This is a genomic window from Pleionea sediminis, from assembly GCF_007570825.1.
GTDB classification, from domain to species: Bacteria; Pseudomonadota; Gammaproteobacteria; order Enterobacterales; family Kangiellaceae; genus Pleionea; species Pleionea sediminis.
In genome coordinates, this window is sequence record NZ_SUNB01000008.1 from 173,249 (window position 1) to 186,756 (window position 13,508).

Here is a 13,508-nt window from a genome sequence, read left to right on the forward strand (position 1 = left end):
AAACATCACTAACCCACCAGTGCGAGCAAAACACCGGCAGCTACTGCAGAACCAATAACGCCAGCAACATTCGGACCCATCGCATGCATCAATAAAAAGTTATGATGATTGGCTTGCAATCCAACTTTGTTTACGACACGAGCCGCCATAGGTACAGCCGAAACACCCGCCGCGCCGATTAATGGATTAATAGGATGTTTACTTATTTTCCCAAGTAACTTTGCCATCAATACACCGCAAGCCGTGCCGATAGAAAATGCAACAGCCCCTAATGCAAGAATACCCAAGGTCTCTAGTGCCAAAAATTTATCGGCCGATAATTTTGAGCCAACACTTAATCCTAAAAATATCGTGACTATATTAATCAATGCATTTTGCGTCGTGTGACTTAAACGCTCCACAACACCACATTCGCGCATTAAATTGCCAAAACAAAACATACCAATCAATGGCGCAGCCGATGGTAAAAACACAGCACATAAAATTAGCACCAATAAAGGAAAAACAATTTTTTCTAAGCGACTCACGTGCCTTAATTGCTGCATTTCAATAGCGCGTTCTTGTTCGGTTGTAAACAACTTCATGATTGGTGGTTGTATAATTGGCACTAGCGCCATGTAAGAATAGGCAGCAACCGCAATGGCCCCTAATAATTCCGGCGATAATCGAGACGCTAGAAATATGGCTGTTGGTCCATCGGCACCTCCAATAATGGCGATTGCAGAGGCATCTTGTAAAGAAAACTCAAAACCCGGAACCCAATTCAGCGCGAGCGCGCCTATTAAAGTTGCAAAAATTCCAAACTGTGCCGCAGCTCCTAAAAATAATGTTCGAGGATTAGCAATTAAAGCACCGAAGTCTGTCATTGCCCCTACTCCCATAAAAATAATTAAGGGCGCAGCACCGCTGGCGACAGCAACCGTATAAAAATTGTAAAGCATGCCATTTTCAAACCCCATATCTCTGGCGATTTGAATCGCAGCAAGTTGCTGGGACTCTGTAGAATTATGATAAGCCTTTGCAAGTATTTCGGTTGAAGACCAATCGGTCGCCAACGCATTCGCGATGAGTTTTAGCACCTCAGGGTTTGCTGTTCGTATCGCATTTTCAACCGCATCAAGAGATAATCCGGCGTTTGGAATATTCGCCAATAAACCACCAAAACCGATGGTTACCAATAAAAGTGGTTCGAAATTTTTTGCAATAGCCAAATACAACAGGCCGAAGCAAATAACCAGCATTATGGCTTGTCCCCAAGTAAAATTTGCAATTCCCGTGTCGCGCCAGAGTGTTAATAAACCATCCATCATTAGTTCTCTTTTATTATTTTTTAAAGCGCGATTAATGCGTCACCTACTTTAACTGCATCACCTTCCGAAACAAAAATATCACTAACAACGCCTGAGTTTTGGGCTTTGACTTCCGTTTCCATTTTCATCGCTTCAAGTACAATGACCGTTTGACCCGCTTCCACAGAATCACCTTCCTGGACATTAACTTTAAAAATATTTCCCGCTAATGGCGCATTAACAAGATCGCCCGAAGAAGAAGCGGCAGAGGCATTCGAAGAAGCACTTGCGGATTGTTTGGGTAACGAACTGATATCCGAAATCTCACCTCCAGGAGCAACAACGACAGAATAATTTTTGCCATTGACCGATACTTGGTATGACTCTGGTTGACCACTTTGTGCCGCTACAGAAGATGTTGAACTCGATGGAGTTGGTTTAGCCTCGGGCTTTGGCTCGAATGCTTCAGGATTATTTCGATTTTTTAAAAACTTTAAGCCAATTTGTGGAAACAAAGCATAAATCAAAACACTATCAACTAATTCACCTTCTAACTCAAAGTTCTCTTTGTTAGCAACCTCAACTAATTCATCACTCAACTTTTCCATTTCCGGTTCAAGTAAGTCAGCAGGACGACAACTAATTTTTTCATTTCCTTCTAACACTCTTGATTGAAGCATTGAATTTACCGGAGCAGGTGTTGCTCCGTACTCCCCTTTTAATACCGCCGCCGTTTCTTTGCTAATACTTTTGTAGCGCTCACCAGTCAGTACATTTAGTACCGCTTGAGTTCCAACGATTTGTGATGTCGGAGTTACTAATGGAATAAATCCTAAATCTTCTCGCACTTTTGGAATTTCATTAAGAACATCATCAAATTTATCGTCTGCACCCTGCTCTTTTAATTGACTTTCCATATTCGTTAACATGCCACCAGGAACTTGAGAAGTTAAAATACGTGCATCGACACCTTTTAAACTTCCTTCCCACTGACTGTATTTTTTTCTTACGGTGCGAAAATACGCAGCGATCTCTTCGAGTTGCGACAAGTCGAGTCCTGTATCACGTTCCGTTCCTTCAAAAATGGATACGACGGATTCTGTGGGCGAATGACCGTACGTCATACTCATAGAAGAAATACTGGTATCAACCATATCAATACCCGCTTCAACGGCTTTAACAATCGATGCGGTGCTCAATCCAGTCGTTGCATGAGCATGTAATGCAATGGGAATATCAAGCGAGCTCTTTAACTTTGACACTAATTCTTCTGCAACATAAGGTTTTAAAAGTCCGGCCATGTCTTTTATACAAATGGAATGAGCTCCCATGTCTTCCAATTCTTTGGCCATGTCAATCCACATATCAATCGTGTGTACTGGACTTACCGTGTAAGACAGTGTGCCTTGAGCGTGACGCTCACATTCAACGACTGCTTTAATTGCTGTTTTCAAATTTCTCGGATCATTCATCGCATCAAAAATACGAAAAACATCCATCCCATTTTTGACAGCGCGTTCGACGAAAGTATTGACAACATCGTCAGCATAATGACGGTACCCAAGAATGTTCTGCGCTCGAAATAACATTTGCATGGGTGTGTTTGGCATGGCTTGCTTCAAGCGACGTAATCTTTCCCAAGGATCTTCGCCGAGAAATCGAATACAGGCATCGAATGTAGCACCACCCCAGGTTTCCGCCGACCAATAACCTACTTTATCCAATTTCTCAGCAATAGGTAACATATCATCAATGCGCATTCGCGTGGCGAAAAGAGATTGATGCGCATCTCTCAATACAACATCAGTGATTTTTAAAGCCTGTTTCTGTCCCATGAGTGCTCCCTTGTTACGCTGAGTCTTGCTTTTATGGGTAAGTTATTTCGTTAAAACTGGGGTAAAATAGTGTGTCTCGTCGAATTACGAACAGCAATTATTGCTTTTTGTTGCGGTATCGATGAACCGCCGTAGAAATAACCGCTACGATTTCATCTTGATTTGATTCTCGATTATTTTTTGAGGTCTCATTAGCAACTAAGTTTTCTGGCCAAAAACGATTTATTATTTTCGATGACAACATGATGAAAAAAACGAGAACCGATAAAAAAGAAAAAACCGTTCCCATACCGATTACCATGAGTGAAAGACCTTCAACTAAGTTGGTCATATTGCGTTCATTCCTATACGGTTCAACGATCATCGCCAAAAGTATATAAAAAGGATCGTGCTTTCGACGTCTGAGTATTAATGGCACAGCCCTATCTATGCTGCATTGCAGTAAATCAAGAATACTATTAAATGTCAAATACAACGTTGGAACAAAGAATAGCGCAAAAAGAATATTTAACCAAAAGTGTTATTAGCTATTGAGAAGACTCAAGATGCGTAACACCAGTTAATGAAAAGGAAGTATTAATTGCTCAAAAGATTGCTCCGCTTTTTCATCCAGCCGAACACCAATTCCCAATAAACGAACAGGCAGCTTTTTTCTTAAATAGGCTTCATTAATTAATTGTTCATAGACTTCTTCAAGAATAAATTCTGCTCTTCTTTCAACGGTAGTGGTTGAAAAGTCATTAAACTTAACTTTTACAAAAATCGACTTGAATCCTGTGGCTGATTTATTATTCACGCGCTTTTCCAAAGACTCGATCAATTGCGGTAATTTTTCGGTCAATGACTCAACGCTGTAGCAATCATTACTAAAGGTTTTCTCGACACTAATTGATTTTCGCGTACGGGAAGTTGATACATCTCGATCATCTATACCACGAGAAAAACGATATAACCGATCCCCAAATTTGCCAAACTTGTCGATCAAAAATGCTTGAGAGAATTCTTGCAGTTCACCACATGTACGAATGTTTAGATTGTGTAACTTCTTAGCAGTGACTTTTCCAACGCCGTGAATTTTTGATACCGGAAGATGAAAAACAAATGTATCAATATCATCTGGTGCAATGACTTTTAGACCGTCCGGCTTATTCCAGTCGCTGGCGATTTTAGCCAGAAATTTATTCGGTGCAACACCCGCAGATGCCGTCAGGCCTGTTTCTTTTTTGATATCCTGTTTGATGGCACCAGCAATTAAAGTACCACTGCCATGACATTGAATCGCACTAGAAACATCAAGATAGGCTTCATCCAATGATAAAGGCTCTATCAGTTCGGTGTATCTTTGAAATATTTGATGGATTTTTTTTGACTCATCTCGGTATTTGTTTAAGTTGGGCGGGACAATCACCAAATCAGGACAACGAGATTTTGCAATGGTTGATGACAAGGCTGAATGCACGCCAAATTCTCGAGCGATATAATTACAGGTCGCAATTACACCTCGGCGTTCAGCTTGTCCGCCAACCGCCAACGGCACATTCCGCAATGAAGGATTATCCCGCATCTCAACAGCTGCATAAAAACAATCCATATCAATGTGAATTATTTTTTTTGTCATTGCGACTAACTATACACGTCGAAAATCAAATAAAAGCTGAAATTCTGCACCCTGAATATTGCTCTCTTTAATGCTGATCTTACCACCGTATTGATGCACTAATTCAGCAACGACGGATAATCCAATGCCTTGTCCTTCAGTTTGTTCGTCTAATCGACCACCACGAGTGATGACTTTCTCGCGCATATCTTCTGGAATACCTGGGCCATCATCGGCAATTCGAATATCGAGCACATAAGAGTTTTTCTTTGACGATTGAGACACATCAACTAACACACGTTGACTGGTCCATTTACAGGCATTATCCAAAAGATTTCCCATCATCTCCATGAAGTCGCCTTCGTCTCCATAAAAGCGTACTGAGTCATCACAATTTAAAGTCAATTCCAACTGCTTGTCTTGATAAACTTTGCTCAAGGCAGACAATATTTTTTCAATACCAATTTTTACGTTAACGGATGCAAGCATATGACCTTGACTGCCAGCAACCGCTCGCGACAGTTGATATTGAATGATTTCATCCATCCGAGTCACTTGAGAGTGAATGGTATCACTTTGATCTTCAGTCGCATCAGAATTGACCGCGCCTTTAATAACAGCCAGAGGCGTTTTTAAGCTATGTGCTAAATTAGAAAACGTATTACGATACTTTTCTCTTTGTGTTCTCTCTGATTCAATCAGTAAATTTAAATTTTTTGTCAGTGGAATGAGTTCAGTTGGATAGTCTTTCGACAAAGCTTGTTGTTTACCGCTTTCAATATTCTTTAAGTCTTTGGCAACCAAACCAAGTGGCGCTAATCCCCAGCGTAAAGCTATAAACTGAACAATAAGCATAGCCACTAAGACAAATATCAATCCATACCAAAGTGCGTAACGAAAGTCATTTATGACGTCTTTTAAGAGATGCGCTTCATGTAATACGGTAAATTGATAATAACTTTCTGTTCCGTCATAGCTTTCCCAAATAACGGCATATCTTAAACGATAAAATCGAATATTTTCGATGACGGCAAGATCAAAGAAAAATTCACCGGTTGTTAATTTTTCCGCTAGCTCTAACTCCAAATCGACAGCACTAAATGAACGCCATACCTCTTCTTGATCATCGGAATACACAAATGCATAACTTCCGCTGTCTATTTGATTAAATGCGTCTTCACGTACCACTTCAGGAATGTACAAAGAACCAGGCTCTTCCTCTTCAGCTGCTGTTAGTAACATAAAGAGTTGAGTTTTCATTCGTTGTTGCAGTTGCCCTGTTAAACTTTTATCAAAGGCTTTTTCCAAAAAGAATGCAACACCGCTCACCAAAACGATGAGCGAAAAGGAGAACACAATAATCAGACGATTACGTAAAGAATATTTCATTAAGGCTATAGATCAGGGTTGATGCGATAACCCCGTCCACGCAAAGTTTCAATAGGTTTTAAATTACCTTCAGGATCTATTTTTTTCCGTAATCGACGAACAAAGACCTCCAGCACATTACTATCTTTGTCGTGATCTTGCTCGTAGATATGCTCAGTTAGTTCTGTTTTAGAAATGACTTTTTCTGGATGCATCATCAAATACTCGAGAACCTTATACTCATATGCAGTTAAATCGAGCTCCCGTCCATCCACTAAAATTTGTTTACTGCTCGAATTAAGCTCGATAGGTCCTTTGCGGATGACTGGCGATGAGAATCCCGATGAACGGCGTAATAATGCATTAGCACGAGCCATGAGTTCTTCCACTTGAAAAGGTTTAACTAAATAATCATCTGCGCCTCGAGATAACCCTTCAACTTTTTCTTGCCAACGAGAACGTGCCGTTAAAATTAAAATGGGAAAATCTTTCCCTAACTCACGAATTTTACTGATCAGATCCAAGCCATTAATTTTGGGTAAGCCCAAATCGATAATCGCCAAATCAATAGGATACTCCTCGGCATAATATAAGCCATCGGCTCCATCAAACGCTTGGTCAACTGCATAACCTTCTTTATTTAATGCGGCTTTCAACTGATCCTGGAGCGCCTGCTCATCTTCTACAACAAGAACTTTCATTCAGAGATTCCCTCAAATCCTAATTTACTTCCAATACTTTAGCTTTACAGCCATCCACTAAAATTGTCTTTACTCGACCATTATCCAACAATACTTTCACACGATAGACTGCAGGTCCACGACTCTTTATGAGCTTTGCCGATAATGCTTTTCCTTTAATCGCTTTTTGGGCAACTGCGACAGCTTTACCTTTAGAGATTACCTTACATTGATCTTTATCTGCCATTGCAGGCGCACTGACAAAGATTAAAAGTAAAGCAAACGTCTTAAGCAATTTCATTTTGTGCCTCTTGGATAACTAAAAGATTTGGGGAAAACACATTGATGTCGATTATCTTCCTACAGTACTGAAAACTTGTCAATTTGGCTCACCTGAAATGACCGGATTGACGCTCACTTCGAGCTCAATTTCTGGGCCGGGATCGTAAGGCATCTCAGTTTCAAAATTTTGCCCCATGTAACGATATACGACTCGATATCCGCTCTGACGTTCATACTCTTGCATTCGGTCCTCGAATCGACAAACTCGCTTGCGTTTGAGACTTTTGTGAGACTCAGCCATAGCTTCGCCAATATTAGACCCGATAACCGCGCCAGCGGCTGCACCGACAACTTTTTCACCTCGATCATGACCAAGTTTACTACCAATGACGGCCCCAACGATGCCTCCCACTAATCGATTAGCAGAGTCATCTTGGGGCCTGGCTTTGCGTGTAACTTCCCGACAAACCTTTACCGGTCGATATTCTTTAACCAGTTCAATAATCGGTTTAACCGACAGTACTGTTCCGTACTGCGTTTTTAACTCACTGGCCGTCGAACTCATTGAAATCAAAACCATACTGACACTAAGCCATTTGAAAAGAACGTATTTCACATTGCTACCTCAGTACTTCATAATGAACTGGTGTCCATTTTAGTAATGATTAACTGAATGCAATCTGAACAATTTGAGTTTAAGTCCAGTTTTCATGTGGATTCCCATCCAAACCTGAAAAATACAACCGAATCCCCTTTTTATTCGAAAGCATTTTTTCAGTCACTAGAAGAGTCGGGGTGTGCTTCGAGTGAATCTGGCTGGCAACCGTACCACCTCAGCTATCGCACCGATGACACGCAGCCATACCATTTTTTACCTGGTTACCTTAAGACACACTCCTACGGTGAATATGTGTTTGACTGGAGTATTGCCGATGCTGTTCAACGAAATGGAATTCGCTATTACCCCAAATGGGTGTGCCAGTTTCCCTTTTCGCCAATTCAGCTTCCTGAAACCTTAACCTCCCCCAACGTTGAGACCATTAATGATATTCGAGCAAGCTTGGAGTCCGTCAGTCAATTTTCAGCTCAATGGCTTTATATTCCTGAACACTGGCGTGAAACGTTTCAAGAAACAGGAGGTTTGATTCGCGATAGTCTTTTCTTCAATTGGCAAAACGAAAACTTCGCTTCATTTGACGATCACTTGGCAACACTAAATTCTAAGAGAGCAAAAGACGTTAGACGAGAACGAAGAAAAGTAAAAGATCTAGGTATAACTATTCATCTTTTTGATGACGATAATATCAACGATGAAATCATTGAGCGATTTTATCCATTTTACCGATTAACCTATCTTAAACGCTCCGGACATTCCGGATACCTTAATTTGGAGTTTTTTAAGCGCTGGCTCACTGCATTAAACAACCAAGTTTTAATCATCATTGCCCGGGCAAACAATGAAGATATTGCCGCAGCGCTATTTGTTTATGATCAAAACACATTATTCGGAAGATACTGGGGAAGTTTCGTTGAAAATCAATTATTGCATTTTGAATGTTGTTACTATCAAGGCATGGAATACTGTATCGCTAAAAACATTCCCAATTTTAATCCGGGTGTTCAAGGAGAACATAAAGCCCGACGCGGTTTTCAACCTTATCGAGTTCCCTCCGTCTATTACTTTTTTGATCGTAATATACACCGACAAATCCGTCAGTTTTTTAGTCAGGAAAATGATTATATGATGGATTATATGCGAGAACTAAAAGATTTATTGCCCTTTCGATAAATTGAAAGGGCAATATACTTTGAGAAAATAGAATTTCGTTAAGCTACCAATTGTTTAGACATCAAGTCGAGCGTATCTCGTTCATCCAACAACTGTTTAAAGCTTTCATTTACCATTTCTTCGTCTAGCTGAAGGTTTTCGAGAGTCGCTTGAGGTAATAAATCTCCTGTGGCATCACCAAGATCAATACGTTTCAACAACCGCCCAGCCAGCAACACTAAGTTCGAGTAAACGGCATGCTTGCTCCAAAACTCTTCTTTGTGATGCCAACGCACCGCTACGATGAGTTCGTCCGGCATATGCCAATTCTGCATCAACCAGGCACCAATCTCTTGATGCGACATTCCCATAACAAAATGCTCGATATCATCCAGAGGAATATTCGGGTTCGCTTCAATATAACGATTAATCAAATTAAATTGTGGAGGAAATAAGTGACCGAGCAATAGATGCCCAAAATTATGCAGCAATCCAGATAAGTAAGAGAGGCCACGCTCGGGTCTTCTCTTTGGCGGAATTAATAAGCAAAGCTTCTCAACCAAACTTGCTGAATATACGGCTTGTTGCCAGAAGGAATGAACACCTAAAGGGCCGTCTTCTGGAACGTTGAAGGATTTACCTATCGAAATACCGAGAGCCAAATTCATCACCAAATCAAAGCCCAGCACTCTAGAAATGGCTGTTTCAACTGAATCTATGGTGCCTTTGTAACCATAATAAGGAGAGCTCGCCCAGCTAATAATTTGTGCCGCTAAACTTGGGTCTTTCTTAACAATATCACCTAACTTTTTTGCATCAGCGCTAGGATCAACACGTAACTTCATGATTTCTTGCGCGATTTCTGGCATCGCAGGCAAATCAAAAGTTTCATCAACACGCTGCTTTATACGAATAGGCGTAAATTGGTTAACCGTTTCCGACATATCTTGTTGCGCATTGCGCCCCGAATACAGTCTCTCTGGCCCACAAGCGAATGACAAGCGTTGCGCACTCTTAAATAGGGATTCTATTGCCGATTTATCCAGCTTCAATATACTACTCTCTGAGCCAGATTCGATATAAACCTCATCCAGCTCAAACACTGACTCATCGACGATACCATTCACGTAGAAAAGCTCAGAAAGCGGTGGATGATTGCCAACAGCGCAACCTTTAATGACACTACTGGAATGAGGCGCAGTAATCACGCTGAAGTCTTCGTTAGTAATACGCTTTAATACCTCGAAATCTAACAAATATTCGTAGGGAAGAGTCACCAGATATTTACCCTTATTGCCCTGCATTAAAACGCTCCTCAAAACGTTTTTCTTCGGTAAATCTAGGACATGGATAACATGCATTAATGACTTTTCAGGTGGGTGCTCAACTAACTCGAAGTCAATATCATTTTCCTTAAAATAGGATTCGACGTTCTTTGGAATACTCACAGATAACTCCCATGGCATGTCGTTTCTGTAACTATAGCCAAAGATATGCCAGGAGGATAATTAGTAAGCAAAATATTTATGGAGTTTAAGACACAGGTCTCATTATGAGATTTTTATTACATAAAATGAGACTTATTGCTGCTTAGATAGAAGCTCTGGCTGCTCTTCTTCCGGCAAATCGACCTGCTCTATTTTAGTAAATCGACTGGAAATCTTGTTCGCCGATGTATGAATCTGATCAACGTCTTTTGACACTTGACCGATATGTTTCGACAAATTATCCATTCGCTCTCTAAAACGGCCAAAATCTTTCGATAAATGACTTAAGTGCTCCTGAATAATATGAACTTGTTTTCGCGTCGCTTCGTCTTTAATGACCGCGCTTGCGGTGGTCAAAATAGCCATCATAGTCGTAGGCGAGACCATCCAAACCTTTTCTTTATAGGCAAGTTCTACAAGATCCGGGAAATGACCATGAATTTCGGCGAAAACGGCTTCTGCAGGAATAAACATCATGGCACCAGGCGCTGTTTCTCCCTCAATGATGTACTTCTCTTTGATATCTTTGATATGCTTTTTAATGTCTTGCTTGAATTGACGCGACGCGGCCTGACGCTCAATTTCAGAAGTCTCAAAATCGGTCATGCGATGATAAGCCTCAAGTGGAAACTTAGCATCAATCACTACATTACCAGTGGGCTCGGGTAAAAATAAGATACAGTCTGCAATTTTCTCATTCGAGAGCTTATATTGAATCGAAAAGTTCGATTCAGGTAACACATTTTTGATAAGTGCATTTAATTGCACTTCGCCAAACGCTCCACGTGAACGCTTGTCGGCTAGCACCTGCTGCAAACTCACAACATTCGAGGACAACTCTGTAATTTTCTTTTGTGCGTCATCAATCAATACCAATCGCTTCAACACATCATTAAATGTTTTGGTGGTTTTTTCAAAACCATCGGATAAACGCTTTTCTACTTGACCACTAATTTCTTTTAATCGCTCATCTGTCGATTGCGTTAATTGGGTCATCCCTTTAAGGATATTATCTGAATTCGTTGTTAGTGTTTTGGTCAACTCATCTCGAATATCTCGGATGGCCGTTCTAAGCTCGGTAATTAATTTGTCTCTTAATTCCAATTGCGAATTACGCGTATTTTCGTCGTTAGTCGATAAAACGCTTAAAAGTTTTTCTTTAAATTCTTCAAGAGCAGTTTGTTGCGCCATTTGTCGCTGTGAAAACAGATCAGAGAACTCATGTTTATGGCGATCTAATTTTTCACTAACTTTAGACTGAAAATCATTTTGCTGTTGCAAAATATTTTCTTTCAATGCGGTAATATTCGCAGTTAACAATTCTCGAGTTTCACTGGTTGCCTTTTCAGATTTAAAAAAAGACTCAGAAAACTTTTCCAACTGAAATTCTCGAAGCTGCAGAATAGCATCTAAAACCTTTTTTTCTAATTCTTCTTGTGAAGCTTCCTGTTGTGTTAATCGATTAATCTTAACAAGAAGGACAGACATAGCAATAAGCGCAATTACAACGCCAATTGCAGAAATCCATGGCAACCACACAACAACTTGTTCGAATGTCATAATTGTTATTTCTTAATGTTTTTAACGATGTTAACGGTTAATAAAGAATGGAGCAACGAGGAATTAAGAAAACAAATCTCTTTTGACTTAACAAAATCAAAAGGAAAAAAAACCGCTTCTAAGAAGCGGTTTTCTTGATTTGGCGCGCACGGAAGGATTCGAACCTCCGACCGCCTGGTTCGTAGCCAAATATATTCCGCTTGAATTTCAATAAGTTATCGCTACTTTTTCCCAAAAACCCCATAATGCTTACACTTTATAAATCAAAGACTTATAAAAATCTTTTGGGAAGATTATTTAGATAACTCTACTACTTAACCAAGTAGTTATCAATGTTTATTTTTAGACTTACTTTTATTCCCAACTGCTTGAATACTTTCCGACCTAATAAAAAGGCCCTTTATTTTTTCACAGTAACTATTTTCTTAAAACCATAAAAAAAGTATGAAAGAAATACAAAATATAGCGATGCCAATTACAAGTAATACCCACTTATCACCGTAGCTCGCATTTACTCCAGCATCAACGGTGGCTACTGCGACTTGTTGTGTTTTTTGTACAAACTCATTAATTGCCTCTTCAAGATACTTTTTGCTTTTTAAATTAGATATAGACGTTGCCTTATCTTGAAGATGCTTGAGTGCTTCACTTGAGCACATATTGGCATAGACTGTGGCTAATGCATCCATATACCTATCGTCATTTTCATCAAAACTCTCATTAATCCACTGAAGAATAGTGTGCTCTAATTCAATAGTTACACTTTCTGAATAGGTTTCATAACCAAGAATATCAACCATTGTTTCAGCAATGAGGTGCTTGGGAGTATTTCTTGAGCGCTTATAAAACTCTATTACCGCAAAAATACGTTCATCCACTTCTTTCTTAGAAGTCGCAATAGGTAGCTCATTAATTTGTTTAAGTAAGGATATCTTCATTAGAAAACATAACGCCCGCAACAACGGCGAGCCGCGCAGCGGTAAGTCCGGTTGTTTGCGCTTGTTAGGCGCACGCTAATAACCCATACATGCTTGTTTGAATTGATAATCAAAATCTTCTCTTGTTACTTGCACATAATCCTCAAAAGAAGGTAGGGCATTTTTATTATAGAGCCAATCTCTTTGTTGCTTACCAGTAATGACGGGGAGGTTGTTTTTAAAACACCAATCCTTCGTTGCTCTTGATAGGTGTATCCCAATTTCAATGCCGTCTTTACCTAAAATTAAATCTGTATGCCAATTGTCTTTGTCAAAGTAGGTGCAAGAGCAACCTGTGATACTTGAAACTGGTATTTCAACAGGATCATGAAAGAAACTATCAAGGCTTATAAAAACTGCACTATCTGCCAATTGAACACTATTCATGTTCCTGAATGAGAATGCTCCTTTATGGTGCTGACTTGTTAACACCAAGCTCTCTGGTGTAAGAGCCTTAACAGAGGTTTCATTTCCTTTTGGGTACTTTTGCTCCAGATTTTTATATGGACCATCACACCCGACAAGAAAAATAACTAGTGGTAGTAGGTAAATCTTCATTTTACGCCTAACGCCGCATTCACCCGGCAACCAAAGCGCAGCTTTGGATATCGGAATGGAGGCCCTTGGGTCGAAATGTGTGAAATGCCTTGTTAAATGTCATATAC

At 40.1% G+C, this 13,508-nt stretch carries 13 protein-coding genes; 1 reads left to right on the forward strand and 12 read right to left on the reverse strand.

All coding sequences use genetic code 11. The features are described 5' to 3' along the window. Positions 1-8 precede the first annotated feature (8 nt). The 8 genes from FAX86_RS20490 to FAX86_RS20525 form a co-directional block, all read right to left on the reverse strand. Positions 9-1,307 (reverse strand): sodium ion-translocating decarboxylase subunit beta, encoded by a 1,299-nt coding sequence (locus FAX86_RS20490; protein WP_144395381.1) that lies wholly within the window; start codon positions 1,305-1,307, stop codon positions 9-11. A 23-nt stretch (positions 1,308-1,330) separates the two neighbouring features. Then, complete coding sequence (gene oadA / locus FAX86_RS20495; RefSeq protein WP_144395366.1) at positions 1,331-3,124, reverse strand: sodium-extruding oxaloacetate decarboxylase subunit alpha; 1,794 nt, start codon at positions 3,122-3,124, stop codon at positions 1,331-1,333. A 97-nt stretch (positions 3,125-3,221) separates the two neighbouring features. Then, positions 3,222-3,455 carry an OadG family protein gene (locus tag FAX86_RS20500; protein ID WP_144395367.1) on the reverse strand — a complete coding sequence of 78 codons (234 nt, stop codon included), beginning with the start codon at positions 3,453-3,455 and terminating at the stop codon, positions 3,222-3,224. A 228-nt stretch (positions 3,456-3,683) separates the two neighbouring features. Continuing rightward, a complete protein-coding gene (gene dinB / locus FAX86_RS20505; protein ID WP_144395368.1) occupies positions 3,684-4,742 on the reverse strand; it encodes a DNA polymerase IV in 1,059 nt (352 codons plus the stop codon). 9 nt (positions 4,743-4,751) lie between these two features. Next, the gene (locus FAX86_RS20510) at positions 4,752-6,110 is read right to left on the reverse strand and encodes an ATP-binding protein (protein WP_144395369.1); all 1,359 of its coding nucleotides are present in this window, start codon (positions 6,108-6,110) and stop codon (positions 4,752-4,754) included. 5 nt (positions 6,111-6,115) lie between these two features. Beyond that, a complete protein-coding gene (locus FAX86_RS20515; protein ID WP_144395370.1) occupies positions 6,116-6,790 on the reverse strand; it encodes a response regulator transcription factor in 675 nt (224 codons plus the stop codon). A 19-nt stretch (positions 6,791-6,809) separates the two neighbouring features. Continuing rightward, a complete protein-coding gene (locus FAX86_RS20520; RefSeq protein WP_144395371.1) occupies positions 6,810-7,070 on the reverse strand; it encodes a PepSY domain-containing protein in 261 nt (86 codons plus the stop codon). A gap of 78 nt (positions 7,071-7,148) precedes the next feature. Further along, positions 7,149-7,667 (reverse strand): glycine zipper 2TM domain-containing protein, encoded by a 519-nt coding sequence (locus FAX86_RS20525; RefSeq protein ID WP_144395372.1) that lies wholly within the window; start codon positions 7,665-7,667, stop codon positions 7,149-7,151. A 57-nt stretch (positions 7,668-7,724) separates the two neighbouring features. Between FAX86_RS20525 and FAX86_RS20530 the strand changes: the two genes are divergently transcribed. Continuing rightward, positions 7,725-8,840: a GNAT family N-acetyltransferase gene (locus FAX86_RS20530; protein ID WP_144395373.1), complete on the forward strand. Its 1,116-nt coding sequence runs from the start codon at positions 7,725-7,727 to the stop codon at positions 8,838-8,840. Between the two features lie 38 nt (positions 8,841-8,878). Here FAX86_RS20530 and FAX86_RS20535 read toward each other — a convergent pair whose 3' ends face one another. From FAX86_RS20535 to FAX86_RS20550, 4 genes are all read right to left on the reverse strand, one after another. Further along, complete coding sequence (locus tag FAX86_RS20535; protein WP_164503692.1) at positions 8,879-10,267, reverse strand: aminoacyl-tRNA deacylase and HDOD domain-containing protein; 1,389 nt, start codon at positions 10,265-10,267, stop codon at positions 8,879-8,881. A 132-nt stretch (positions 10,268-10,399) separates the two neighbouring features. Further along, positions 10,400-11,866, reverse strand: a complete 1,467-nt coding sequence (locus FAX86_RS20540; protein ID WP_144395375.1) for a DNA recombination protein RmuC — start codon at positions 11,864-11,866, stop codon at positions 10,400-10,402. Positions 11,867-12,291: 425 nt separating this feature from the next. Beyond that, positions 12,292-12,804: a hypothetical protein gene (locus FAX86_RS20545; RefSeq protein WP_144395376.1), complete on the reverse strand. Its 513-nt coding sequence runs from the start codon at positions 12,802-12,804 to the stop codon at positions 12,292-12,294. Positions 12,805-12,879: 75 nt separating this feature from the next. Continuing rightward, a complete protein-coding gene (locus FAX86_RS20550) occupies positions 12,880-13,401 on the reverse strand; it encodes a hypothetical protein (protein ID WP_144395377.1) in 522 nt (173 codons plus the stop codon). Positions 13,402-13,508 lie beyond the last annotated feature (107 nt).

What these genes read in the sequence shown, in the direction of transcription:
- FAX86_RS20490 (WP_144395381.1), bottom strand. Translation starts at nt 1,307, where the DNA reads ATGGATGGTTTATTAACACTCTGGCGCGACACGGGAATTGCAAATTTT.
- oadA (WP_144395366.1), bottom strand. Translation starts at nt 3,124, where the DNA reads ATGGGACAGAAACAGGCTTTAAAAATCACTGATGTTGTATTGAGAGAT.
- FAX86_RS20500 (WP_144395367.1), bottom strand. Translation starts at nt 3,455, where the DNA reads ATGACCAACTTAGTTGAAGGTCTTTCACTCATGGTAATCGGTATGGGA.
- dinB (WP_144395368.1), bottom strand. Translation starts at nt 4,742, where the DNA reads ATGACAAAAAAAATAATTCACATTGATATGGATTGTTTTTATGCAGCT.
- FAX86_RS20510 (WP_144395369.1), bottom strand. Translation starts at nt 6,110, where the DNA reads ATGAAATATTCTTTACGTAATCGTCTGATTATTGTGTTCTCCTTTTCG.
- FAX86_RS20515 (WP_144395370.1), bottom strand. Translation starts at nt 6,790, where the DNA reads ATGAAAGTTCTTGTTGTAGAAGATGAGCAGGCGCTCCAGGATCAGTTG.
- FAX86_RS20520 (WP_144395371.1), bottom strand. Translation starts at nt 7,070, where the DNA reads ATGAAATTGCTTAAGACGTTTGCTTTACTTTTAATCTTTGTCAGTGCG.
- FAX86_RS20530 (WP_144395373.1), top strand. Translation starts at nt 7,725, where the DNA reads ATGCAATCTGAACAATTTGAGTTTAAGTCCAGTTTTCATGTGGATTCC.
- FAX86_RS20540 (WP_144395375.1), bottom strand. Translation starts at nt 11,866, where the DNA reads ATGACATTCGAACAAGTTGTTGTGTGGTTGCCATGGATTTCTGCAATT.
- FAX86_RS20545 (WP_144395376.1), bottom strand. Translation starts at nt 12,804, where the DNA reads ATGAAGATATCCTTACTTAAACAAATTAATGAGCTACCTATTGCGACT.
- FAX86_RS20550 (WP_144395377.1), bottom strand. Translation starts at nt 13,401, where the DNA reads ATGAAGATTTACCTACTACCACTAGTTATTTTTCTTGTCGGGTGTGAT.